The organism is Actinocorallia longicatena, assembly GCF_039534125.1.
Classification (GTDB): Bacteria; Actinomycetota; Actinomycetes; order Streptosporangiales; family Streptosporangiaceae; genus Actinocorallia; species Actinocorallia longicatena.
Window position 1 is genome coordinate 31,385 of sequence record NZ_BAAAUV010000011.1, and the last position, 23,306, is coordinate 54,690.

Annotated in this window: 26 protein-coding genes; 17 read left to right on the top strand and 9 right to left on the bottom strand. The window is 71.8% G+C overall.

From position 1 onward, the window contains the following. The first annotated feature begins 57 nt into the window (after positions 1 to 57). Complete coding sequence (locus tag ABD785_RS22205; RefSeq protein WP_344831441.1) at positions 58 to 453, top strand: hypothetical protein; 396 nt, start codon at positions 58 to 60, stop codon at positions 451 to 453. A gap of 80 nt (positions 454 to 533) precedes the next feature. Next, complete coding sequence (locus ABD785_RS22210) at positions 534 to 1,826, top strand: MFS transporter (RefSeq protein WP_344831443.1); 1,293 nt, start codon at positions 534 to 536, stop codon at positions 1,824 to 1,826. Here the strand turns inward: ABD785_RS22210 and ABD785_RS22215 are convergent. Next, a complete protein-coding gene (locus ABD785_RS22215; protein WP_344831445.1) occupies positions 1,805 to 2,371 on the bottom strand; it encodes a hypothetical protein in 567 nt (188 codons plus the stop codon). The genes ABD785_RS22210 and ABD785_RS22215 overlap by 22 nt on opposite strands. Before the next feature lie 70 nt (positions 2,372 to 2,441). Here ABD785_RS22215 and ABD785_RS22220 point away from each other — a divergent pair, with 70 nt between their 5' ends. Further along, positions 2,442 to 3,119: a TVP38/TMEM64 family protein gene (locus ABD785_RS22220; RefSeq protein ID WP_344831447.1), complete on the top strand. Its 678-nt coding sequence runs from the start codon at positions 2,442 to 2,444 to the stop codon at positions 3,117 to 3,119. A 26-nt stretch (positions 3,120 to 3,145) separates the two neighbouring features. After that, a complete protein-coding gene (locus tag ABD785_RS22225) occupies positions 3,146 to 3,991 on the top strand; it encodes an NAD-dependent epimerase/dehydratase family protein (protein WP_344831449.1) in 846 nt (281 codons plus the stop codon). A gap of 35 nt (positions 3,992 to 4,026) precedes the next feature. On the opposite strand, the gene ABD785_RS22230 is transcribed toward ABD785_RS22225, so the two are convergent. Next, complete coding sequence (locus ABD785_RS22230; protein WP_344831451.1) at positions 4,027 to 4,407, bottom strand: ATP-binding protein; 381 nt, start codon at positions 4,405 to 4,407, stop codon at positions 4,027 to 4,029. Positions 4,408 to 4,598: 191 nt separating this feature from the next. Here ABD785_RS22230 and ABD785_RS22235 point away from each other — a divergent pair, with 191 nt between their 5' ends. From ABD785_RS22235 to ABD785_RS22245, 3 genes are all read left to right on the top strand, one after another. Further along, entirely contained in the window at positions 4,599 to 5,465 is an 867-nt protein-coding gene (locus ABD785_RS22235) for a helix-turn-helix domain-containing protein (protein ID WP_344831453.1), read from the top strand. Between the two features lie 41 nt (positions 5,466 to 5,506). Continuing rightward, entirely contained in the window at positions 5,507 to 5,701 is a 195-nt protein-coding gene (locus tag ABD785_RS22240; RefSeq protein ID WP_344831455.1) for a DUF397 domain-containing protein, read from the top strand. 169 nt (positions 5,702 to 5,870) lie between these two features. After that, complete coding sequence (locus ABD785_RS22245; protein ID WP_344831458.1) at positions 5,871 to 7,040, top strand: cation:proton antiporter; 1,170 nt, start codon at positions 5,871 to 5,873, stop codon at positions 7,038 to 7,040. A 33-nt stretch (positions 7,041 to 7,073) separates the two neighbouring features. Here the strand turns inward: ABD785_RS22245 and ABD785_RS22250 are convergent, their stop codons facing one another. After that, complete coding sequence (locus ABD785_RS22250; protein WP_344831460.1) at positions 7,074 to 7,985, bottom strand: proline dehydrogenase family protein; 912 nt, start codon at positions 7,983 to 7,985, stop codon at positions 7,074 to 7,076. 91 nt (positions 7,986 to 8,076) lie between these two features. Between ABD785_RS22250 and ABD785_RS22255 the strand changes: the two genes are divergently transcribed. Further along, entirely contained in the window at positions 8,077 to 9,063 is a 987-nt protein-coding gene (locus tag ABD785_RS22255) for a PucR family transcriptional regulator (protein WP_344831462.1), read from the top strand. A 5-nt stretch (positions 9,064 to 9,068) separates the two neighbouring features. Here the strand turns inward: ABD785_RS22255 and ABD785_RS22260 are convergent, their stop codons facing one another. Then, complete coding sequence (locus ABD785_RS22260) at positions 9,069 to 9,719, bottom strand: hypothetical protein (RefSeq protein WP_344831465.1); 651 nt, start codon at positions 9,717 to 9,719, stop codon at positions 9,069 to 9,071. A 510-nt stretch (positions 9,720 to 10,229) separates the two neighbouring features. Between ABD785_RS22260 and ABD785_RS22265 the strand changes: the two genes are divergently transcribed. Continuing rightward, positions 10,230 to 11,042, top strand: coding sequence for a hypothetical protein (locus ABD785_RS22265; RefSeq protein ID WP_344831467.1), 813 nt, complete (start codon positions 10,230 to 10,232; stop codon positions 11,040 to 11,042). A 72-nt stretch (positions 11,043 to 11,114) separates the two neighbouring features. Beyond that, entirely contained in the window at positions 11,115 to 12,293 is a 1,179-nt protein-coding gene (gene dinB / locus ABD785_RS22270; RefSeq protein ID WP_344831470.1) for a DNA polymerase IV, read from the top strand. A 20-nt stretch (positions 12,294 to 12,313) separates the two neighbouring features. On the opposite strand, the gene ABD785_RS22275 is transcribed toward dinB, so the two are convergent. Continuing rightward, positions 12,314 to 12,811, bottom strand: a complete 498-nt coding sequence (locus tag ABD785_RS22275; RefSeq protein WP_344831472.1) for a PH domain-containing protein — start codon at positions 12,809 to 12,811, stop codon at positions 12,314 to 12,316. A gap of 189 nt (positions 12,812 to 13,000) precedes the next feature. On the opposite strand from ABD785_RS22275, the gene ABD785_RS22280 reads away from it, so the two are divergent. Further along, entirely contained in the window at positions 13,001 to 13,492 is a 492-nt protein-coding gene (locus tag ABD785_RS22280; RefSeq protein ID WP_344831473.1) for a DUF1269 domain-containing protein, read from the top strand. 23 nt (positions 13,493 to 13,515) lie between these two features. Here ABD785_RS22280 and ABD785_RS22285 read toward each other — a convergent pair whose 3' ends face one another. Beyond that, positions 13,516 to 14,004: an LURP-one-related/scramblase family protein gene (locus ABD785_RS22285; RefSeq protein ID WP_344831475.1), complete on the bottom strand. Its 489-nt coding sequence runs from the start codon at positions 14,002 to 14,004 to the stop codon at positions 13,516 to 13,518. A 65-nt stretch (positions 14,005 to 14,069) separates the two neighbouring features. Between ABD785_RS22285 and ABD785_RS22290 the strand changes: the two genes are divergently transcribed. Beyond that, the gene (locus ABD785_RS22290; RefSeq protein WP_344831477.1) at positions 14,070 to 14,915 is read left to right on the top strand and encodes a YhjD/YihY/BrkB family envelope integrity protein; all 846 of its coding nucleotides are present in this window, start codon (positions 14,070 to 14,072) and stop codon (positions 14,913 to 14,915) included. 25 nt (positions 14,916 to 14,940) lie between these two features. Beyond that, complete coding sequence (locus tag ABD785_RS22295) at positions 14,941 to 16,467, top strand: AMP-binding protein (RefSeq protein WP_344831479.1); 1,527 nt, start codon at positions 14,941 to 14,943, stop codon at positions 16,465 to 16,467. Positions 16,468 to 16,486: 19 nt separating this feature from the next. Here ABD785_RS22295 and ABD785_RS22300 read toward each other — a convergent pair whose 3' ends face one another. Continuing rightward, positions 16,487 to 17,944: an aldehyde dehydrogenase family protein gene (locus ABD785_RS22300; RefSeq protein WP_344831481.1), complete on the bottom strand. Its 1,458-nt coding sequence runs from the start codon at positions 17,942 to 17,944 to the stop codon at positions 16,487 to 16,489. Positions 17,945 to 18,042: 98 nt separating this feature from the next. Then, a complete protein-coding gene (locus ABD785_RS22305; RefSeq protein WP_344831482.1) occupies positions 18,043 to 18,450 on the bottom strand; it encodes a PPOX class F420-dependent oxidoreductase in 408 nt (135 codons plus the stop codon). A 258-nt stretch (positions 18,451 to 18,708) separates the two neighbouring features. Here ABD785_RS22305 and ABD785_RS22310 point away from each other — a divergent pair, with 258 nt between their 5' ends. The 4 genes from ABD785_RS22310 to ABD785_RS22325 all read left to right on the top strand — a co-directional run bounded on the left by ABD785_RS22310 (position 18,709) and on the right by ABD785_RS22325 (position 21,919). Then, positions 18,709 to 19,296, top strand: coding sequence for a GAF domain-containing protein (locus ABD785_RS22310; RefSeq protein ID WP_344831484.1), 588 nt, complete (start codon positions 18,709 to 18,711; stop codon positions 19,294 to 19,296). Between the two features lie 34 nt (positions 19,297 to 19,330). Next, the gene (locus tag ABD785_RS22315; RefSeq protein WP_344831486.1) at positions 19,331 to 19,873 is read left to right on the top strand and encodes a P-loop NTPase family protein; all 543 of its coding nucleotides are present in this window, start codon (positions 19,331 to 19,333) and stop codon (positions 19,871 to 19,873) included. A gap of 10 nt (positions 19,874 to 19,883) precedes the next feature. Then, positions 19,884 to 20,375 (top strand): pyridoxamine 5'-phosphate oxidase family protein, encoded by a 492-nt coding sequence (locus tag ABD785_RS22320; protein ID WP_344831489.1) that lies wholly within the window; start codon positions 19,884 to 19,886, stop codon positions 20,373 to 20,375. A 68-nt stretch (positions 20,376 to 20,443) separates the two neighbouring features. Then, on the top strand, positions 20,444 to 21,919 hold the full coding sequence (locus tag ABD785_RS22325) for a sigma-70 family RNA polymerase sigma factor (RefSeq protein WP_344831491.1): 1,476 nt from the start codon (positions 20,444 to 20,446) through the stop codon (positions 21,917 to 21,919). 29 nt (positions 21,920 to 21,948) lie between these two features. On the opposite strand, the gene ABD785_RS22330 is transcribed toward ABD785_RS22325, so the two are convergent. Continuing rightward, positions 21,949 to 23,202, bottom strand: a complete 1,254-nt coding sequence (locus tag ABD785_RS22330; RefSeq protein WP_344831493.1) for a PucR family transcriptional regulator — start codon at positions 23,200 to 23,202, stop codon at positions 21,949 to 21,951. Positions 23,203 to 23,306: the final 104 nt, after the last annotated feature.

A 23,306-nucleotide genomic window follows, 5' to 3' on the forward strand; every position in this document is an offset into this window, starting at 1 on the left:
CCGGCCGGGCAGCCCGCGTGACTGCGCCCGGGGCCGGCAGGGGGCGACCCTGATCGCATGAATCCCGTCCGGAACTCCCGTCCGCTCTCCCGTGCCGCCGCCGCGGGCGCCGTGGCGCTCGTCCCGTGGGCGGTCGTGCTGAGCTCGCGCCTGCCCGCCACGACCGTCGCCCACCACTGGTCGATCGCCTGGGGCGGCTTCGATCTGATGATCGCGGCCTCGCTGGCCGCCCTCGCCTGGACCGCCCGGCGCGGGGATCCCCGGCTGCCGCTGGCGGCCACCGCGACCGCCACGCTGGCCTTCGTCGACGCCTGGTTCGACGTCCTCACCGCCGCACCGGGTCCCGGCCGGACCGCGGCGGTCCTCCTCGCGGTCTGCGCCGAGCTCCCGCTGGCCCTCTTCTGCGCCTGGCTCGCCCGCCGCACCGCCCCGCGCTACTCCCTGGCCGCCTGACCAGGGCCCCTCCTCATCACGAAGGGTGACATTACGTAGGGTTGGATCAACTCTGAGTCACCGACAGGAGGCGGGCGGTCGTGGACAATCGCAGATCGATGGTGGTGGCCGCCTTCTCGACCATCGTCGAGTGGTACGACTTCACGCTCTACCTCTACCTGGCGCCCGTGCTGGCGCGGGTCTTCTTCGGCGGCGAGAAGAACGCGACCCTGGCGACCCTGGCCGTCTTCGCCGTCTCCTACGTCATGCGCCCGGTCGGCGCGGCGGTCTTCGGCCACTACGGCGACCGGATCGGCCGCCGCAGGGTCCTGCTCGTCTCCATGACGATCATGGCCCTGGCGATGCTCGTCACGGCCCTGCTGCCGACCTACGCCGAGGTCGGGGCGCTCGCCGGGGTCCTGATGTTCCTCGTGCGGTGCGTGATGGGCTTCTCGGTCGGCGGAGAGTACTCCGGGGTTCTGGTCTTCCTGGTGGAGTCGGTCAGGCCGCGCCGCCGCGGCTTCGTGGCCAGCCTCGCCTCGGCGGCCAGCGAGGTCGGGGCGCTGCTCGCCGCCGGGATCAGCGCGCTGGTCGTCTGGTGGCTGCCCCAGGCCTCGGTCGACTCCTGGGGCTGGCGGATCCCGTTCTTCTTCGGGGCCGCGCTCGCCTTCGGAACGCTCGTCATGCGCTCCTCGATGGAGGAGACGCCGGTCTTCGCCGAGGCCAGGGCCAAGGGCGAGCTGCCGAAGAACCCGCTCAAGGACGTCGTGGGCAAGCAGCGCAAGGCCCTGCTGCGGACCTTCGCGATCTCCGCGCTCGGCTCGGTCACCTACTACGTGGGCGTGACCTACGTGCCGACCTACCTGACCTCGGTCGGCGGGTTCTCCGACTCGGCGGCCCTGACCGTCTCCACGATCGCCGCGGTGGTCGTGATCGCGGTGACGCCGCTGGTGGGGCTGCTGTCGGACCGGATCGGACGCCGTCCGACCCTGATCGGCCTGACGGTCTTCTTCGTGCTGGTGCCGCTGTCGATGTTCGCCTTCATGGCCGCCGGGACGACCTTCCACGCGGTGACCGGCGCCCTCGTGCTCGGCGCGGGGGCCGGGGCCTTCTCCGCGGCGGCGGCCGCGACCGTCCCGGAGCAGTTCGCGACGGCCGGACGCCTGTCCGGGCTGGCCCTCGGCTACACCCTCGCGACGGCGGCCTTCGGCGGTCTCGCCCCCTACGTGGCCGAGCAGATGATCAGCCTGACCGGCTGGGAGCTGTTCCCCGGCCTGCTCGTGCTGCTGGTGGCCGTGGCCATCCTGCCGATCCTGTGGAAGCTCCCCGAGACCGCCCGCAGGGACCTCGGATCCCCCGGCCGGACGGCGGATCAGCCCCTGGAGGCCGCGTAGGCGAGCACGTCGGCGCGCCGGTAGAGGCGGCGGACCCGACCGCCGCCCAGGGCGACCTCCCCGACCGGCTCGGGCCAGCCCTTCGGCGGCCGCGAGGCGTACACCGTGACGCTGCTCGGCGCGAGACCGAGCAGCCGGCCCGCCTCCGCGAGCGTGAGCAGGTCCTTCTCCGCCGGGGCGGCCAGGGACGCGTGCCAGGCCGTCCAGGCGTCCGGGTCCCAGTACAGGGCCTTGCCGCGGCGTTCGGCGGGCTCGGGATGCCCGTTGGACTCCCGGTCGGCCCAGAGGGATTTCAGCGCGTGCCTGCTCAGCCCGGAGAGCTCGGCCAGCCGGTCGCGGGAGGCGAGGCCCGCGGGGGCGCCCTCCTCGCGGGAGGAGTACCAGGCGTGCCAGGCGGCGGCGTCCCAGGTGAGCTCGCGGCCTCGGGAGCCGTCGGGTTCCGGATGGCCCGTTAGAGCCCGTTCCCGGTACCACTTTTCCAGCGTCGAGCGGCCGAGGCCGTATCCGGCCATCAGCTCGGCCCGGGTCACCGATCCGTCTCTCATGGATCCAGTCTGACGGCCCGGCGTGACGTTACGCCGCCATTAGGGGATCGCCGGGTACCCTGCAAACACCATGAGAGGGTCCTGGGTGCGGTTCGGGTCGCTCGTCGCCGTCGCGGCGGTCGCGGCCCCGGCGGCGCTGTTCCTCATGCCCGATCGCGAAGTGATCACCGATTTCGTCGCCGGTGCCGGTGCTTTCGGGCCGGTGCTCGCGGTCGCCGGTACCTGGCTGCTGACCCTCGCGCTGTTCCCGCGCACCGCGCTGGCGTTCGTCGGAGGGGTGCTGTTCGGCCTCGGACCGGGCGCGTTCTACGTGCTGGTCGGTGCGCTGCTCGGTGCGGCCACGGCGTTCGCGGCCGGGCGGGTTCTCGGGCGGGAGTTCCTCGAGGAGCGGCTCGCGGGTGAGGGCCGGATCGCGGTGCGGCTGGCCCGCCTCGACGGCTGGCTCGGCGCCCACGGCGTGCTCGGCGTGCTGAGCCTGCGGCTGCTGCCCGTCGCGCCGTACGGCCTGGTGTCGTACGCGTTCGGCACCTCGGCGACCCGCTTCCGCGATTTCATGGCGGGGAGCGCGCTCGGCGCGATCCCCACGACCCTCGGCTACGCGGCCCTCGGCGCGTCGGTCCTGAGTTCTTCGGCGCTGCCGCTGACGCTCGGAATCCTCAGCGGCCTGGGCCTTCTGAGCCTCTTCGTGGCATTCCGTCTGCGCCGCGCCGGTACCCCGCGGTCGCCCGAGACGGCCGAGACCGGATAACTTGTCCGTGGATGGAGGTCCCCCCGATGAAGATCCTCGTTGCCGGCGCCACCGGTGTGGTCGGTCGTTCCCTGGTGCCGCGGCTCGTCGCGGCCGGACATGAAGTCTCCGGCACGACCCGGCGGCGCGCCAAGGCGGGCCTGCTGGAGGAGCTCGGCGCCCACCCGGTCGTCGTGGACGTCCTCGACGCCAGGCGCCTGCGCAAGGCGGTCAAGGCCGAGAAGCCCGACGTGATCATTCACCAGCTCACCGACCTGTCGGCGGAGGACTTCGCGGCCAACGGCCTGCTCCGCATCGACGGAACCCGCAACCTGGTCGAGGCCGCGCACTCGGCGGGCGTCCAGACCATGATCGCCCAGTCGATCGCGTGGCTCTACGTCAAGGGCGAGGCCCCCGCCGTCGAGTCCGACGCGCTGGACGGCACCCTGCCCCCGTACAAGGGGGTGGCGGCGCTGGAGGAGGCCGTCGCGGACATGCCGCGCGGGATCGTCCTGCGTTATGGAGCGCTCTACGGGCCCGGCACCTGGTACGCCCCTGGCGGCGCCATCGCGGCGCGCGTCCAGGCGGGGGAGCTGAACACCTCGCCCGCGTGGACCTCGTTCGTGCACGTCGACGACGCGGCCGCCGCCGCGGTCGCCGCACTCGACTGGGAGCCGGGCGTGGTGAACATCGTCGACGACGAGCCCGCCACCTCCAACGAGTGGCTTCCGCTCTACGCCGAGGCGCTGGGCGGCCCCGAGCCGCGTGCGGGACGGCACGCCGCCGCCACCGGGCGTCCGGCCTCCAACGCCAAGGCCCGCTCGCTCGGCTGGGAACCGCGGTACACCAGCTGGCGCACCGGCGGCCTGATCACGGCGGCCGAGCCCGCCTGACGCCCGTGGCCCGGACGGGAGAGATCATGTCCGGGCTAGAAGGCCACCGTGTACCAGAAGCGGAGGCGGCCGTCGGGCAGGCGCTCCCAGCCCCAGTCCTTGGCGAGGAAGTCGAGGATGAACAGGCCGCGCCCGGACTCGGCGTCGTCGGCCGGGTCCTTGCCCAAGCAGGGGTCGTTCTCGCCGCCCGCGTCGATGATCTCGACGCGGACGGAGGCGTCGCCGCGCTCGGCGAGCAGCTCGATGGCGCCGCCCGGCCTGGCGTAGGTGACGCTGTTGCCGAAGGTCTCCGACAGGAGCTGGACGGCGGCGTAGGTGGCGGGGTGGTCCTCGCCGAGCCAGTGCGTCAGCCAGCGGCGCGCGGTGCGCACCTGCTCCGGGCGGCCGGGCAGAACCGTGCGCGCGGCGGTCAGCATGGGATCACTGTCATCGCCCGATACCCCCCAGGTGGTCGGAGCGCGCGCGGCCGGCCATCCCCCCCGGATTTCCGTACCACGGCGTGTCGGCGTCGCTACGCTCTGAGTGTGAGCCGCAACATGCCGTCATGTAAAGCTCTTCCGTGGAATATTCCAAAGTTGATCGTGCCAAGACGTGCAGAGGGGTCGAGATGGCCACAGCCCGGACCAGCCCGACAGTCCGCCGCAGAAGGCTCGCTGCGGAGATGCGCAAGCTGAGGGCGGCCCGCGCGGTCAACCTCGACGAGGTGGCCAGGGGCTCGGACGTCGGCCGGACGACCGTCTACCGGATCGAGCAGGCCTCGCACGCTCCGCGCGTCAACGACATCCGGGCGCTGTGCATGTACTACGGCGTTTCCGATGAGCACTCCGAAGTCCTGGTGACCCTCGCCAGGGAGTCACGGCTGCGCGGGTGGTGGCAGAGGCCCGGCACCGGGATCCCGGCCTGGTTCGAGACCTATGTCGGCCTGGAGGAGGAGGCGTCGGATCTCCGGATCTACGAGCCCGAGCTGATCACGGGGCTGCTGCAGACCGAGAGCTACTACCGGTCTCTTCTACGTATTGATCCCTCTTTGCCCGAGTTGAGCGGTAGGGAACATGACCGCAGGGTGGAGGTAAGACTAAAACGTCAGGAAAGGCTGACTGGTCCAGATGCGCCCAAGCTGTGGGTAATTCTCAATGAAGCGGCACTGCGCCGGGAGGTGGGGGGACCCATCGTCATGAAAGCGCAGTTGGACCACCTTGTGGAGCTGTCGCGACCTCGGAACATCACTCTTCAGGTTCTTCCGTTCTCAGCGGGTGCGCACGCCGGGGTGGACGGCTTCTTCCACATTTTGGGGTTCCCTGAGCAGGCAGATCCTTCGGTCGTGTACCTTCAGTTCCGCCGTGGGAGCCTCTATCTGGAGGAGCCCGAAGATCTCATTGAGTACACTGAGATCTACGAACACCTGCGTGCTGTCGCGCTGTCTCCGGACCAATCGACGGAACTCATCGAACGGATCGCGGCAGAAGCGCGCTGAACGCGGGGCGGCAATTCTCAAAAGAAAGCGGGTGGTTCAGAATGCTGGAATACTCCCGACTCTCCTGGCGGAAGAGCAGCCGAAGCGCGCAGAACGGCGCGTGCGTGGAAGTGGGCTCGGGCCCGTCGGCACGCGACCATGTCGCCCTTCGCGACAGCAAGAACCCCGACGGCGCGAAGCTCGTCTTCGCCCGGCCGGAGTTCCGGTCCTTCGTGGACCGGGTCAAGTCGCTTTAGCTTCACCCGGTTGGTTTCACCCGGTTGGTTTCACTCGGCGTCACCGTGCCACCGCTCGATGGGCACGGTGACGCTGTACTTCGGTCCGGCGGGCGAGCGCCGGGGCGGCCTGGGGCAAAGAAACCGTAGCGGCCGTGTCGGGAACGCCCGCCTGGGGATCTTGATGGGCATGACCGATCCCGTCCTGGGGACCTTCGTGGCGATCACGGCGGCGGCGGCGCTCGCCCCGCTCCTGGCCGACGGCGTCCAGCGGTGGATCAGGATCCCGTCGGTCGTGCTGGAGATCCTGCTCGGCATCCTCATCGGGCCCGCCCTGCTCGGCTGGGCCGCCCAGGGCACCGTCGTCGACGCGATCTCCGACTTCGGCCTGGCGATGCTGATGTTCCTCGCCGGCTACGAGATCGACTTCCAGCGGGTCAAGGGGAGCCCGCTGAAACGGGCCGTCCAGGGCTGGGCCGTCTCGCTCGCCCTGGGCCTCGGGGCCGGGCTGCTGCTGCGCGGGGCCACGTTCAGCGGGCTGGTCGTCGGGCTGGCCCTGACCACCACCGCCCTCGGCACGACCCTGCCGATGGTCCGCGACGCCGGGCTGCTGCCGACGGGGTTCGGGGCGCGCGTGCTGGCCGTGGGGGCGCTCGGCGAGTTCGGGCCGATCCTCGCGGTGGCGATCCTGCTGACCGACGACCATCCGGTCAGGACGATCGTCCTGATCGTCCTCTTCGCGGTCATCGCCCTGCTCGGGGCGTGGGCGGCGATGAGACCCCGGCCGCCGAAGATCTCACGGATGATCGTCGAGACCCTCGGGACCAGCGCGCAGCTCGCGGTCCGGCTGGTGATGCTGCTGGTCGTGGTGATGCTGTGGATCGCCGACGCGTTCGGCCTGGACGTCCTGCTGGGCGCCTTCTCGGCGGGCATCATCATCCGGCTGGCGATCAGCGCGGCCGGTGAGGAGGTGGTCGAGACCATCGAGTCCAAGCTCGACGGCATCGGCTACGGCTTCCTGATCCCGTTCTTCTTCGTGATGAGCGGGGTGAAGTTCGACCTGGAGGCCTTGATCGACGAGCCGGTCACGCTGCTGACGATCCCGGTCGTCCTCGTGCTGTTCCTGCTCGTGCGCGGGGCGCCGACCCATCTCCTCAACCGGGACGATCCCCGGCGCGTCCCGCTCGCCCTGTTCGCCTCGTCGGCGCTGCCGCTGGTCGTCGTGATCACCGGGATCGGCGTCGACTCGGGCGACCTGAAGCCGAGCATCGCGGCGGCCATGATCGCCGCCGGGATGCTGTCGGTCCTGATCTATCCGCTGATCGCCCTGAAGCGGCTGCGGGTCGCGTCGGACGGGTGAGCCTCGGATGAAGGCGCGTCAGGCGAGGGAGCGTCAGATGAGGGAGCGGAGGAAGAAGGTCAGGTTGGCGGGGCGCTCGGCCAGCCGCCGCATGAAGTAGCCGTACCAGTCGGCGCCGTAGGGGATGTAGGCGCGGACCCGGTGGCCCTGCGCGGCCAGCCTGAGCTGCTCGTCCGTGCGGATGCCGTAGAGCATCTGGAACTCGAAGGAGCCCTTCTCGCGGCCGTACCGCGCGGCCAGGTCCTCGGCGATGGCGATCAGCCGCGGGTCGTGCGAGCCGATCATCGGGTAGCCCTCGCCCGCCATGAGGATCTTCAGACAGCGCACGTAGGCCAGGTCGACCTCGGTCTTGTCCTGGAAGGCGACGGAGGCGGGCTCCTTGTAGGCGCCCTTCACCAGCCGGACCCGCGAGCCCTTGACCGCCAGCCGCCGGGCGTCGTCCTCGGTGCGGAAGAGGTAGGACTGCAGGACGGCGCCCGTGCGGGGGAAGTCGCGGCGCAGCTCGTCGAGGATGCCGAGGGTGGAGTCGACCGTGGTGTGGTCCTCCATGTCGAGCGTGACGGTCGTCCCTGCGGCCTCGGCCGCCTCGCACACCGCCCGGGCCCCGGACAGGGCCAGGTCCTCGTCGAGCGCCTGCCCGAACGCCGACAGCTTCACCGACACCTCGGCCCGGGTGCCGAGGCCCTCGCCGTTGAGCGCCTCGAGCAACCGGAGATAGGCGTCGCGCGAGGCGTGGGCCTGCGCGGGGGAGGTGATGTCCTCGCCGAGGTGGTCGAGGGTGACCTCGATGCCGTCGCCGGCCAGGGACCGGACGGCCGTCAGCGCGTCGGGGAGGGTCTCTCCGGCCACGAACCGGTCCACCACCGGGCGGGTGATCGGCGTCGAGCCGACGATCTTGCGCATCGTCTCGCTGCGCGAAGCGGTGAGCAGCACGGGACCGAGCATTCGGGGCACCTCCTTGGACGTCGTACGGCTTCGACGTTAGGGCGGGCCTCCGCCCGTCACCATCGACAGGCGTCAGGAGATACTCGTACATGTGTATGAAGGGGATGTGCAGGGCCTGGTGGACGCCGTGTCGGCGCTGCTGGAGGCCCCGGCCACGCTCGAGGACCGGGACTTCCGGCTGATCGCGTTCGCCGCCCACGAGGGCGAGCTGGATCCGGTCAGGGCCGGGTCGATCCTGCGGCGCGGATCGTCCGCCGAGGTCAGGGCGTGGTTCGAGTCCTTCGGGATCGCCAGGGCGGCCGGTCCGGTCCGCACCCCGGCCGATCCGGCGTCGGGGATCCTGGAGCGGCTCTGCCTGCCCGCCCGGCACCGTGGCGTCACCTACGCCTATCTCTGGCTGCTCGACGGGGGCGCGATCCCGCCGGGTGATCCGCGGCTGGCCGAGGCCATGGAGCTCGCCGCCGAGGCCGCCGCCCGGCTGGCGGTGCGGCCGTCGAGGGCGCTGGCGGGGCTGTTGTCGGACGAGCCCGCCGAGCGGGAGGAGGCCGAACGGCTGCTCGCCGGGCATCCCGTCGCCGACGGCCGCTATGTCGTGATCGTCGCCTCGGGAAGCCCGCCGCAGGGGGTGATCGCCCATCGCGACGTGATCCTCACCGTCACCCCCGACCTGGCCGGACGGCTGGAGGGGCCGGTCGGGATCAGCGCGTCCTGGCGGGGGCTCGCCCATGTCAGGGAGGCCGTGGAGCAGGCCAGGACGGCCCGGCGGGTCGCGGCGCGGGTGCCGGGTTTCGCGCGGATCACCCACTGGGACGAGCTCGGCCCCTACCGGCTGCTGACCGACGCCGTCGACCCCCGGGTCGTGCCGCTGCTCGGCAACGAGGTGCTGCGCGGCACCGCCGAGACCTACCTGGACGAGGCCGGCCACGCCCAGCGCACCGCCGAGGCCCTGACGATCCACCGCCAGACCCTCTACTACCGGCTGCACCGCATCGAGCAGCTCACCGGCCTCGACCTCGACTCGGGGCCCGATCGGCTGGCCCTGCACATGTCCCTCAAGTCAGCGCATCTCAGGGACTAGGTGATCTAGAGGGCGCCGCTCTCGATGGCGTTCTTCAGGCCCGCCTGGGTGGCCTGGTGGGAGGCGACGCCGTTGGCGGCGGTGTAGTCGATCAGGAGCAGGTTGGCCTCGAAGACCAGGTGCTCGGAGACGCGGGTGACGCCGCCGCCCAGATCGGTGAAGACGATCTTCTGGTGGGTGACGACGTTCGGGAGCGTCCAGGAGTCGGTCTCGAAGTACAGCTCCGAGGCGTGCAGCCGCTGCTGGGCATGGGTCTTGATGCTCAGCGGGGGCAGCCCGTCGAGGGTGGGGACGTCCTCGATCGCGGTCGAGTTGACGGTCCGGACCCCGTCGGCGGCGGTGGTGTCGGAGTGGATCGCCACCCGGCGCAGGAATCCGCCGAGGCCGAGGTGGTTGCGGAAGTCGGAGTAGACGGAGAAGACCCGGGCGGCCGGGGCGGTGATGTCGATGGCGATGTCGCGCGTCTGGGTGCCGCGGCCCGTCCAGGGGAGGGGCGAGGTGACGCATTGGTAGAACTTGTAGAAGTTCCACGCGTTCTGCCAGTCGGTGGCGAGCTGGGCGTCGGTCTCCTCCGCTCGCGCCGGGGCGCCGGAGGCCGTGAGCACCAGGGTGAGGGCGACGAAAGGCGCCGCCAGAAGGCGGAAGATCTTTACCACCTGTGAGATATAGCGCAAGCGGCCGGGAAGTGGAAGATCATTCGTGTTCCGGGCGGAGACGGTTACGACATCGCCGCACAGGCGTCACCCGAGGCGATCGGGTGATGGCCCTGAGCACATGAGGAACGAGGTGCGAGACCTCCTCTTCCACCGCTGCGGCCTCTCCGGAACCGATCGGGGGCGGGCGGTGTAGGAGAGGAGGAGGACGAGGAAGGGCGGGGCGCGATGGCGGAGATCCTCAGCGGAGGGCCGGAGAGGCCTCCGTCGCGGCGAGGGCTGCTGCTCGGGGGAGCGGCGGTGCTGGCCGGGGGCGCGGTGCTCGGCATCCCCCGGCTGAGATCGGCGGGGTCGTCCGGGCCGCCGGGGGCGAGCTCGTCCGCGCGGGCCCAGCCCGTGCGATCCGCACCCGATGGTCCCGCGACTGATGGTCCCTCGCCGGTGCGGCCTTCGGAGTCTCCGCTTCCGACCGGGGGGATTCCGCGGAGCGAGCTGCCGTGGCCGGGGGAGGCGATGCCGGGCAAAGGGAACCCGGGTACGGGGATCGCGCTGCTCCAGCCGCCGGGCCTGGTGCTCGTGCGGCCGGGCGGGGGCGGAGACCGGGCGGGCGCGTTCCGGCGGCTCGTCGACGTGGTGGCGCATGGCGGCGCGTGGACCCAGGTCGTCCGGGCGAGCCGCGGTGGAGGGCTCGGCCGGCGGAGCGCGGTCATCACCTACCCGGTGCCCGGCTCCATGCTGCCCGAGAACATCCGGCGCCCCGGGGTGGTCGGGCACCTCTCGCCCGGCTGCCTCCAGTGGGCGATCTCCGGCGACTGGGCGACCGTCCGGGGAGACCTGGCGGACGACGAGCTCGTCATGCTGGCCGAGGCAACGGGCGTCGAGGACGGGGTACCGCGCGTCCGGGAGGAGGAACTGCCCGCCGGATTCGCCGCCCGGCCGCCGCAGCCCTACTTCCCGCCGGTCGTCAACGAGAGCAGATACGGAGCCGCGGGGCTCGGGGAGGCGAAGGCGCTGGGAGACGGCCTCGTCTACACGACCGTCATGGCGTGCGGCGGATTCGAGGACCGGCTGTTCACGGGCGGGATCAGCGCTTCCGGCCGGGTGCGGGGGAGGCTCGCGGCCATCACCACGGCCCAGGGCGGCAACGCCCAGCTCGTTTGGGAGCCGCGCACCGGGGTGGTCGCCTGCATCGGCTACAGCGGCGCGCCCTGGTCGAAGGCCGCGGAGGCGGCGCTGCACCGGCTCGCGGGGCGTTCGCGGATGCTCGAACCGTCCCGTTGGAAGGCCCTGCGCCCGGCCGTCTCCCGTCAGCCGAGCAATCTGTGACCAGGGCCTCCTTCGAAGCCGGACCGGGGGCGGGGTGGCCGAGCCTCGGGCCCTATGCGAACATGTGTTCGTATGAAGGGTGCGACGATTCTGCACGCCGACCTCGACGCGTTCTACGCTTCGGTCGAGCAGCGCGACGACAGGCGGCTGCGCGGCCGTCCCGTGATCGTCGGTGGTGGGGTCGTGCTGGCGGCCAGCTACGAGGCGCGGGCGTTCGGGGTTCGGACGGCGATGAGCGGAGGCCGGGCCAGGGCGCTGTGCCCGCAGGCGAGGGTCGTCCCGCCGCGGATGGAGGCCTACTCGGCGGCGAGCAAGGCCGTGTTCGAGGTGTTCAGGGACACGACCCCGCTGGTCGAGGGCCTCTCGATCGACGAGGCGTTCCTCGATGTCGGGGGCTTGCGCGAGATCTCCGGCGAGCCGCGCGAGATCGCCGAGAGACTGCGTCGGCGGGTCCTCGAAGAGGTCGGCCTGCCGATCACGGTGGGCGTCGCCAGGACCAAGTTCCTCGCCAAGGTCGCCAGCGGGGTCGCCAAGCCCGACGGCCTGCTCGTCGTCGAGCCGGCCCAGGAGACCGCCTTCCTGCACCCCCTCCCCGTCGGCCGCCTGTGGGGAGTCGGCCCGGTGACGGCCGACCGCCTGAAGCGCTACGGGATCACCACCGTCGGAGAGGTCGCCGCCGTGCCCGAGGCCTCGCTGGCGGCGATCCTCGGCAGATCCACCGGGCTCCATCTGCACGCGCTCGCCCACAACCGCGACCCTCGCGTGGTCCGCACCGGAGTGCGCCGCCGCTCGATGGGCGCCCAGCGAGCGCTGGGCCGCAGGGATCGCGGCGAGGCGGAACTCGACGCGATGCTGCTCGGCCTCGTCGACCGGCTGACCCGGCGGCTCCGCTCGGCCCACCGCCTCTGCCGCACGGTCACCCTGCGCCTGCGCTTCGCCGACTACACCAAGGCCACCCGCTCACACAGCTTCGCCCAGCCCACCGCCGAGACCCAGCCGATCCTCGACGCGGCCCGCCACCTCCGCCGCGAAGCCGCCCTGCTGGTGGCCGACCGCGGCCTCACCCTCCTGGGCCTGGCCCTGGGCAACCTGTCCGACGACGGCGCCGTCCAGCTCTCCCTGCCCCTGACTCCGGCAGCGCCCGACACCACCCTCGACCGCGTCAAGGACCGCTTCGGCTCCACCGCCATCACCCGCGCGGTCCTCCTGGGCCGCGACCAGGGCGTCACCGTCCCCCATCTCCCCGACTGACGGAGCGGACGAGGGCGGGCTCAGGCCGGAGGGCGGGGGGCGCGGGGCTCGTTGATGAGCTCGTACATGTCCCGCTGGACGGTCTCGACGCGGGGGATGTTGCGGAGGACGAGCTGGCCGTTCTCCCCGCCGGACTCGACGGTCAGGGTGCCGCTGCCGAGCAAGCGCTGGATCAGGTTGTGGGAGAACTGGGCGTCGTTGACGCGGTTCAGGGGGATGTCACGGCCGGTGCGGGAGAAGATCCCGACGCGGATGACGAGACGGTGCGTCGTCAGGATGTAGCGGGTGAAGAACCAGCGCAGGAACGGCACCAGCGAGAAGGCCAGCGCGACCACGAGCGCCGCCGCGGCCACGCCCAGCCTGATCTGTGTCCGCATGTCCCAGTCCGGCACGAAGAAGATGATCGCGCCGGCCGCGACCGCGATGAACACCAGCATGAGGATCGACCTCAGCAGCGTCGTCCAGTGCGGATGGAAATCCAGGACGATCCGCTCGTCCTCGGTCAGCTCCACGGCCATGCCGCACAGCGTCGCACAGGGCCGGTGAACGGCGACAGATCCCCGGAGTCACGATCTCGCGCACGCACCCCGCCCGAGACTCCCCCCGTAGCTCCCGGCCGCGGGGCAAAGGTTGGGTCAGCGCGGTGATCTTTGGTGGGGGGAGTGGGTAGGAGGCGCGAGACAGTCGATCTTTCGGGGGGAAGACACATGAGTACTCTGGTCGCCATCGCTTATCCGGACGTGTACACGGCCAATCAGGTGCGCGACAGGCTGATGGGGCTCCAGCGCGAGAACCTCATCAAGCTCGAGGACGCGGCCGTCGTCGAGAAGCGGCAGGACGGGAAGATCAAGCTCCACCAGGCCCGCAGCACCACCGGGTCCGGAGCCGCGTGGGGCGCGGTCTGGGGCGGCCTCATCGGCATGATCTTCTTCATGCCGCTGCTGGGCATGGCCATGGGCGCCGGTGGTGGCGCGCTCGGCGGCGCGATGACCGACTACGGCGTCGACGACCGGTTCATGAAGGACCTGGGCGCCTCGCTCCAGCCGGGCGGTGCCGTCCTGTTCCTGCTGATCGTCCAGAGCACGCCGGACAAGGTCGTCCCGCAGATCGCCGAGTACGGCGGCACGATCATCAAGACCTCGCTGAGCGAGGAGCAGGAGGCGCACCTGCGCGAGCTCGCGCAGGCCTCGACGTCCTGACCGGCCTTCACGCGGCCTGACGGTCAGTGGTCCCGGCCGATCTCGGCGAGGTTGTCGATCGCCACCGAGACGGCCAGGACCAGGGAGTGGTCGAGATCGTCGGGGATGTCGACGGTGTAGGTGTCGCGGAGTCTCAGCCACTTGCGGCTGATGGAGGCGATCCTGCCGCGCTCCCCTTCGATCTCGTACTCCTTGTCCAGGAAGTCGCCCTTCGCGGTCCACTCGGTGCCGTCGTGCAGCTCGATCGCGAAACGGTCGTGGATCAGATGGAGGATCTTCTTGTGGACGCTCGCGACGGTGTCGCCGTCCCGTTCCACGATCATCGTCTCGCGGACGGCGACGACCTTCTTCTTGATCACGAACAGGGTCCGGCCGTCCGACTCCCTGAGCTCGTAGGTCTGCCGCAGCCGCAGGGCCTTGCCGTCGAGCAGGAAGGCGTTCCGCCCCTGCTCGTCCTCGATCCACGAGTCGTCCCCGATGGCGATGATCCGATCCTTGACCTGGTAGCGCATAAATGTCCGTTACCCTCAGTAATATCCGTAAAACGTATGGTCGCTGGCACGCGCGGGTCCTGGAATTGCCGGGCATCGGCACGATCATCCGGGCCTACACCGACTACTACTCGCGCGGGATGCAGCACGTCGCGGGCTCGGTGACCTACTTCGGGATCATCACGGTCTTCCCGCTGCTGGCGCTGCTGTACGCGCTGGCCGCGCAGATCGTCGCGCACAGCCCCGAAGCGCTGGCGCGCCTCAACGAGAGCCTCGACCAGAGCCTCGGGGTCGACGCCGACCTCGGCACGACCTTCCTGAAGTCCCAGGCCTCAGCGACGGCCCGCGCGGTCGTCGGCACCCTCGGCGTCACCGGGGTCCTGTACGCCGGACGGCTCTGGGTCGACGCCTACCGGCGGGCCCTGCGCGGCATCTGGGACGTCCCGATCAAGAAGAGCCCCTACCCGGTCAGGTTCGTGCGCGACATCGCGATCCTGCTGGTCATCGTCGCGGCCCTGGTCGTGATGGTGGCACTGGGCATCTTCACCACGCCGGGCCCCTACCGCTACCTGCGGGCGCTGGGCCATGACCTCTCGTACTGGGTTTCGGTCCCCTGCCAGATCCTCGCCGGGGCGCTGACGATCCTGTGGTCGGCGCTGCTCTGCTCCGGCCTCTACCACCGGCTCGGCCGGGCCCCGCTGACCCGGCCCGTCCGCCACGCGGCCCTGCTGGCGGGGGTGTGCCTGGCCGTGCTGACGGTCGGCGGGCTGCTGCTGCTCAAGCACGCCTTCGCCGATCCGCTCTACGGGATGGCGCTGGCCATGCTCGGGCTGATGCTGTGGGTCAGCGCCGCCGCCCGCATCACCCTGGCGATGGCCGTCTGGGCCGCGTCGGGGGGTGTCGGGGCGGCCGATCAGGAGTTACGTTCGTGAGTGCCTTCGCGATGAAAGGGACGCCGTGTTCTTCGATCTGGGTGTGCGCGATTTCCTCGACCGGGCCGAGCTGGTCTATCCCGACCGGGTCGCCGTCGTCGACGAGCCCGACCAGCCCGCGGCCGCGTGGGGGAGCCTGACCTACCGCGAGATGGCGAGGCTGGCGCGCGGGCAGGCCGCCGCCCTCGACGCCCTCGGCGTGCCGCTCGGCGGCCGGGTCGCGATCGTCTCGCACAACGCGGCGCGGCTGCTGGTGTCGTTCTTCGGCGTCTCCGGCTGGGGCCGGGTGCTGGTGCCGGTGAACTTCCGGCTGGCTCCCGCCGAGGTCAGGTACATCGTGGAGCATTCGGGCGCCGAGGTGCTGCTCGTCGATCCCGAGCTGCGGCATCTGCTGGACACCGTCACCGCCAAGCACGTGTTCGTGCTGGGCGAGAGCGACGACGCGATCTTCGGCGGGGAGGGCGAGCCCGCCGCGTGGACGGGCGAGGAGAACGCCACCGCGACCATCAACTACACCTCGGGGACGACCGCGCGGCCCAAGGGCGTCCAGCTCACCCACCGCAACCTGTGGCTGAACGCGGTCGTGTTCGCCCTGCACATGGGCGTCAACGCCGACGACGTCCTGCTGCACACCCTGCCGATGTTCCACGCCAACGGCTGGGGCATGCCGTACGCGGTGACGGGGCTCGGCGGCCGTCACATCGTGCTGCGCAAGGTCGACGGCGCCGAGATCCTGCGCCGGGTCGAGGAACACGGGGTGACGCTCATGTGCGCCGCCCCCGCCGTCGTGACGGCCGCGCTCGACGCCGCGAGGACCTGGGACGGGCCGATCCCCGGCCGCGGCCGGGTCAGGATCGTCGTCGCCGGGGCCCCGCCGCCCACGAGCACGATCCAGCAGGTCCACGAGGTCCTCGGCTGGGAGTTCCAGCAGATCTACGGCCTCACCGAGACCTCACCGGTCCTGACGGTCAACCAGCACCGCAGCGAGTGGGACGACCTGGACGGCCGCGAGCGTGCCCGCCTGCTGAGCCGCGCGGGAGCCCCCGCCCTGGGAGTCCGGCTGGAGGTCGCCGAGGACGGCGAGGTGCTGGCCCGCTCGAACCACAACCTGGCCGGCTACTGGGACGATCCGGACGCCACCGCCGCCGCCCAGGAGGGGAACTGGTTCCACACCGGCGACGGCGGCACCCTCTCCGACGGCTATCTGACGATCTCCGACCGCAAGAAGGACGTCATCATCAGCGGCGGCGAGAACGTCTCCTCGATCGAGGTGGAGGACACGCTGATCTCCCATCCGGCCGTCCGGGAGGCCGCGGTCATCGGCATCCCCGACGCCCGGTGGGGCGAGCTGGTGACGGCCCTGGTCGTCACGGACGGCACGGAGCTGTCGGCCGACGACCTGATCGCGCACTGCCGCACCGAGCTGGCCGGCTACAAGTGCCCGAAGCGGATCGAGTTCCTGGACGAGCTCCCCCGGACCGCCACCGGCAAGATCCAGAAGTTCAAGCTCCGCGCCCCCTACTGGGAGGGCCACACCCGCCAGGTGAACTAGGCAGACAGGCCCTAGCTCCTCATGAGGCACCGTCGACCCGCTGGGGGACTCCCAGCGGGTTGGCGTCGTGGAGTTCGGGCGGGAGGAGGGCTTCGGGCCAGTCCTGGTAGGCGACCGGGGCGAGCCAGCGGCGGAGGGCGGCGGCGCCGACCGAGGTGTGGGCGGGGGCGGTGCTGGAGGGCCAGGGGCCGCCGTGGTGCTGGGCCCAGGTCACGGCCACGCCGGTCGGCCAGGAGTTCCAGATGAGGCGGCCCGCGGTGCGGGCGAGGACCTCGGTGACGGCGGCGGCCTCGGCCGGGTCGCCTGCATGGACGGTCGCGGTCAGCGAGCCCGCCAGCCGGGCGAGGACCGCGGGCAGCTCGGCCGGATCGGTGTAGGTGACGACCACGGCGGAGGGGCCGAAGGTCTCCTCGGCGATGCCCGGCAGGAGCGCGGTGAAGGCGGCGAGATCGGTGCCGAAGACCGTGGGGGCCGCCGCCCACGGGCCCTCGCCGGGGGCGCCCTCGGCCAGGACCGCGAGGCCGTCCTTGGCCTTGAGCCCGCCGAGGTAGCCGTCCCTGATCCGCTCGGTGAGCATCGCCCCGCCCGTGGTGGCCCCGACGGCCTCGGCGACGGCCGTGAGCAGGGCGTCGTCGGCGGGGAGGAACAGCAGCCCCGGATTGGTGCAGAACTGGCCGACGCCGAGCGTCAGGGAGGCGGCGAAGCCCTCGGCGAGACCGTCGCGGTCCGCCGAGGGGAGGATGACGACGGGATTGACGCTGCCGAGTTCGCCGTAGAACGGGATCGGGGTCTCGCGGGCGTCGATCAGGGCCTTGATCGCCTTGCCGCCGCCGATCGAGCCGGTGAAACCGACGGCGGCGACGGCCGGATGACGGACGAGGGTCCGTCCCGCCTCGGCGCCGTGGACCAGCCCGAGCAGCGCCGGATCGGGCAGGGCCGCGCCGATGATCCGCGCGGTCAGCTCGGACAGGCGCGGATGGCCCGGATGGGCCTTGACCACGACGGGGGCGCCCGCCGCGAGCGCGGAAGCGGTGTCGCCGCCCGCCACGGAGAAGGCGAAGGGGAAGTTGCTCGCGGCGAAGACGCCGACGACGCCGGGCAGCGGACGGTTCATCCGCCGCAGGTCGGGCCGGGTGCCGTCGGCGTGGTCGATGACGGCCTCGGCGTAGCCGCCGTCCAGCAGGACCCGGGCGAACAGCCGGAACTGCCCGCTGGAGCGGGCGATCTCGCCGCGCAACCGGGTCTCGCCGAGCGCGGTCTCCTCATCGGCCGCCCGCCAGAGCTCGTCGGCGTGGGCGTCCAGGGCGGCGGCGACGGCGTCGAGCACCGCGGCGCGCTCCCGGGCGGGGACGGCGCGCCAGGCGGTCCCGGCAGCGGCCGCGGCCTCGACCACGGCGGCGACCCGGGCCTCGTCCGCCTCGGCCACCGGCTCGCCGAGGATCGCCCCGGTGCGCGGGTCATGGCTGTTCAGGGACATCGCGGCCTCCTATGGCGCCGAATGCCCCGATTCTTGCAGCCGTGCTCCATGTTCACAAGAGAGATCAGTTTTCACATATGTGAATGTCGAAGGTGCGGTCACCGCCTGATCCAGCGCCTCTTCATGTCCTCGGGCTGGCCGTCGAGCCCCCAGGTCAGGATGCGGTGCGGATGGATCCTGATCAGCTCGCCCGACAGGTGCGAGCCCGGCGCGCGCTCGACCCCGGTGACGCCCTCGGCCCGGCCGCGGATCTCGATCCCCCGGACGGCCCAGGGCTGAACGGACGCCAGGTCGTCGATCACGATCGAGACCTCGGGATGCTCTCCGACGTTCTTCCACTTGCGGCTCAGGCCCATGTTCCAGCCGCCGATGTCGATCACGCCGAGATCGGTGTTCACCTCGAAGCCGACCGGGTTGTTCTGGAGGGTCCCGTCGTGGGCGAGGGTGGCGAGCCGTCCCAGCCGCTGGGAGGCGAGGTAGCGCAGTTCCGCTTCGGTGAAGGTCATGCCCCCACCCTGCAAGTTGAACATTACTTCACGTCAATGCCCGGCCCGGCGGAACCCGCCGGAAGTCGCGTCCCCGCGCCGAAATCAAGATCGAATTTGCGGTGGAGCAGGTGGGATCCGCGGAGCCAGACCCCCCACGACGGGGCCGTCGCGCGTATAGTCACCAGTACCGAGGAGTCCTTGTACGCGGGCACTGGGCCGGCGTCGCCCCGGAAGCTTGGTGCATCGGCCCGATGACGGGCCGGGACGGGTCGGCGTATGACCGAGACCGAAGCATTCGCCATCAACTGGCCGCTGAACGGGACTTATCGGGGCGAAGGCGCCATCAACGGCTCCGCCGTCGACCGGATCACGGCCTCCTTCGACCTCATGGCCGCCCTCGTCAAGGGCATCGACCTGAACGACGCGCTCACCCGCGTCGCCGAGGGGGCACGCGAGATCGCCGCCGCCCGGCTGGTCTTCATCGCGCTCCCCGGCACGGCCGTCAACACCCTGACCGTGGGGCTGGCCGTGGGCGCGGACGCCGACCGGGTCCTCGGCATGACGGTCCGCTCCAGCTCCTCCGTGCTGGGCCGGGTCTTCTCCTCCCGGCGCGCCATCGCCTCCCGGGTCGCGGGCTCGACCTCGCGCACCACCGGCGGGTTCGCCGACACGGGCCTGCCCCCGGGCCCGATCCTCCTGCTCCCCCTCGACACCGGCGAGGCCACCCGCGGCGTGCTGGCCGTCGCGGGCCACCAGGCCGACCTCCCCTACAGCGCCTCGCTCCGCCGCCAGCTCAGCCTGTTCGCGAGCATGTCCGCCAACCTGATCGAGCTGGCCGAGGAGCGCCGCGCCGCCCGCCGCTGATCTTCGCTGCGGCCCGCCTTGTTAGGGTGCCGCGATGAGGAGCATTCTCGTGGTCGGTGTGACAGGCGCGGGCAAGTCGACCCTGGCGGCGGCCCTGGGCGCCCGGCTCGGCCTGCGCTACCACGAGATGGACGCCCTGTACTTCACCGGCCCGGACTGGGCGGTCAACGCGACGCTCGTCGCGGACGTCGGCCGGCTGACGGAGCGACCCGGCTGGATCATCGACTCGCCCGGCTATCCCGAGGTCCGCGACCTGCTCTGGGAGCGCGCCGACACCATCGTCTGGCTCGACTACCCGCGCCGTGTGATCATGCCGCGCGTCCTGCGCAGGTCGCTGCTCCGCTCCGCCCGCAGGGAGCGGATCTTCGGCGGGAACCGCGAGACCTGGCGCTCGTGGCTCAGCCACGAGCATCCCGTCCGGTGGTCGTGGACGCAGCACGGGCGCCGCAGGGCCGAGCTCGCCCTCCGGGTCGCCGATCCGCGCTTCGCCCACCTGGACGTGCACCGCTTCCATGATCCGGCCAAGGCGGACGCGTGGCTGCGCGCCCAGGGACGTTCTGTCGGTGGGGCGGCGTAGCGTCGCGAGGATGAGGAGCTGGAAGGAATTCAGGGAGGCGGCGCCGCGCGTCGCGGAGATCTTCGAGCGGCGGCACACGGCCACGGGGAAGCTGTGCATGCTGGGCACGCTGCGCGCCGACGGGTCCCCTCGGATCAGCCCGGTCGAGCCCCGGATCTTCGAGGACCGGCTGTGGATCGTCGGGATGCCCGGCACCACCAAGTTCCGCGATCTCGGCCGGGACCCGCGGTTCTGCCTGCACACCGCGACCGTCGACACCCGGGTCTCCGAAGGCGACGCGAAGCTGTTCGGGACCGTCGAGGACGTCAGGGACCGTGACCTGCACCAGCGCTTCGCCGAGGACCTGTTCGCCGACATCGGGCTCGACCTGCGCGGCGAGGAGTTCCAGCCGTTCTACGGCGCGGTCCTGACCGGGGCCTCGGCCGTCGAGGTCGGCGGCGAGCACATGGACGTCACGATCTGGACTCCGGGCGAGGCCGAGCGCGTGGTGCGGAAACACTGAACGCAGGGCGCCGATCCTGTGCGCGAGGAGCCTTGTGGTGAGACGCGCGCCTTAGGTTGGATGTCCGGGTGGCTACCGGTGTGGGTACCGCGTCGGACGCCGATCTCGTAGCGGCGTCACGGGCGGGAGACGAACGGGCGGCGGGTGAGCTGTTCCAGCGGCATCACGCGGCGGTGCTGGGCTACGCCCGGGGGCTGGTCCGCGACCAGCACACGGCCGAGGACCTGACGAGCGAGGCGTTCGCCAGAACCCTCCTCGCCCTGCGCAAGGGCCTCGGCCCGCAGGAGGGCTACCGGCCCTACCTCTACACGGTCGTCCGGAACGCCGCCGTCGACTGGGCCAGGGACGGCCGCCGCACCGTGGTGACCGACGAGGTCGCCCAGTGGGCGGACTCCCCCGAGGACGAGGTCCCCGACCTCGACGAGCAGGACGCTCTCGTACGGGCCTTCCGGTCGCTGCCCGAGCGCTGGCAGACCGTCCTGTGGCACACGGTCATCGAGGAGGAGCCCGCCCAGAAGGTCGCCGAGCATCTCGGCCTGGAGGCGGGCGCGGTCGCCCAGCTCTCGTTCCGGGCACGGGAGGGCCTCCGGCAGGCGTTCCTGGCGGCGAGCTGCGAGGGCCATCCCGACTGCGCCGAGTTCACCGCGCAGCTCGCCGCGGCGGTGCGCCGTCCCGGCCGGCGGCGTGGCCGGGCCCTGCGCGAGCATCTGAAGACCTGCGACCGGTGCCGCCGGGCGTCGGTGGAGATGACCGATCTCAACGGGCGCCTGCGGCGCGGCCTGCCTCTCGGGCTGGTCCTGCTGGGCGCGCCCCGGATCCCGCTGCCGCCGCTCGGCCCGGCCGGGCCGGCCTTCCCCGGCCTGGCGGTGTCGGCCGGGTCGGCGGCGATCGGCGCGCTGGTCCTCGGCGTCATGTTCGTGCAGATCGGGGACGACCCGGAGCGGCCGCAGCGGACCGCGCCCCCGCTGGCCGTCCCGTCCGCTACCGCTCCCGCGCAGCCCGGCACCACACCCGGGGAGCCGTCCGCGACCCCCGTCCGGACGCCCTCGGCCGGGCCTTCGGAGGGTTCGTCGGCGGCGAAGCCGAAGCCCCAGAAGTCGAAGACGCCGAAGCGGAACACCGTCGCCGGGGCGCCGTTCCGGGTCCGCAACTCCACGCTCGGCACCTGCCTCGCCCCGGACGGCACCGCGATCGTCCAGCGGGGCTGCTCCGGCACCGGGACCACCTGGCAGCGCACCGAGGTCGCGGGCGGGTTCACCCTGCTCAGCGCGGGCAACGGCCAGTGCCTCAGCCGGGGAGGGAAGAAGGCGGGCGTCCCGTGGGAGGGCGGCGCCGCCTTCAGCGTGGTCACCGCGGCGTGCACCGGCGGCCCCGAGCAGGTGTGGAAGCTGGTCCAGTTCCAGCCGGGGGTGACCCGGCTGGTCAACGGCGACGACGGCTTCTATCTCCAGGCCGACTGGTCGGGCCTTCAGCCGCCCGAGCTGAAACCGACGTCCTTCGCGGGGATGGCCGCGCAGGGATGGGCGGTCCAGCCCGCGGGATAGCCCCGCCGGACAGTCCCGCCGGCGGAGGCTCACCCCGTTCTGAGCTCGGAGACGGCCGGCTCCTGGTTGAGGGCGAGCCACGCCTGGAGCACCATGTGCAGCTCCAGGCGTCCGCTGGTGGCTTGGAGGGTCGAGCCGAACAGTTCCTCGAGCCGCCGGATCCGGTACCGGACGGTCTGGGCGTGCAGGTGCAGCCGTCCCGCGACCTCGGTGGCGTTGAAGCCGCACTCGAGCGCGGTCAGCAGCGTCTCGGCGAGCCGGTAGCGCTGCTGCGACCGGACGGCCAGCAGCGGGGCCAGCCGCCGCTCGATGACCCGTTCCACCAGGTCCCGGTCCCGCATCAGGACGATCATCGGCATGTGCCGCTCGGCGATGATCGGCTTGGCCCCGTCGATCAGGCCCTCGTCGGCCAGCGCCAGCGCCCGCCGGGCCCACCGCAGCGACGTGCCCAGCTCGGAGATCTCGACCGTCGGCCCGATCGCAACGGTCCAGTCCCGGAGCTGCTGCTCCAGGAGCTGGGCGCGGCCGGGTCCCTCCGGGTCGGGGACGATCAGGCAGGCGTCGGGCAGGTGCAGGCCGAGCAGCACGTCCGGCGGCAGGGCCGGGCGGCGGGTCTCGGGGCCGCGCTCGTGCAGGGGGACGGCCGCCACGGTGCGCGGCAGCGCCCAGCCGGCCTCGCGGGCCGCCCCCTTGAGGTCGCGGGGGTCGGGCACCGGGTCGGACAGCAGCCGGTCGACCAGGTTCTGCCGGAGGTCCTTGGTCAGGCCCGCGGCCCGTGCCTCGACGTCGGCGTGGCCCTCGGCGACCACGACCGCGAGCTGGTTGAGGTAGCCGAACACGGCGTTGGCGATCGCGGCGACGTTGGCGGAGCCGGGCCGGTAGCCGAGCTCCTCGGCCCGCTCGGTCAGCCGCTCGACGGCCACGCCCGCGCCGATCCTCGTGGCGGTGTGCCAGGAGTCGAGCGGCCGTCCCTCTCGGGCCTCGCCCGCGCCGATCTCCCGCCAGAACGCCAGGACGTCGGCCGAGCCGATCCCGGGGTCGGCCATCAGGTCGAGGAAGTGCCCGATCGCGTACTCCACGCTCAGGCCGAGCCCCTCGGAGTAGCGGGGGTCGTGGGGGCGCACGAAGTCCGGCAGCTCCTTCTCGATCCGGCGGACCGCCTCCAGCGCGATCCCCGGGACATGGGGGCGGAGGGCTTCGGCGATCCGGGCCGCCTGTTCGAAACCGAACCCGAGCTCGATCCGGCGCACGGGAAAGGTCACCACCTGGTTGAGGTCGGGCATTGGGGTCTCCTCCACTAGACGTGCCGAAGAGACGCCGAAAAACACCCTCGATTACGCACTTTCACCAAGATTTTTCGCAGAAGCCCAAGTTTCCCCGTCCGTCC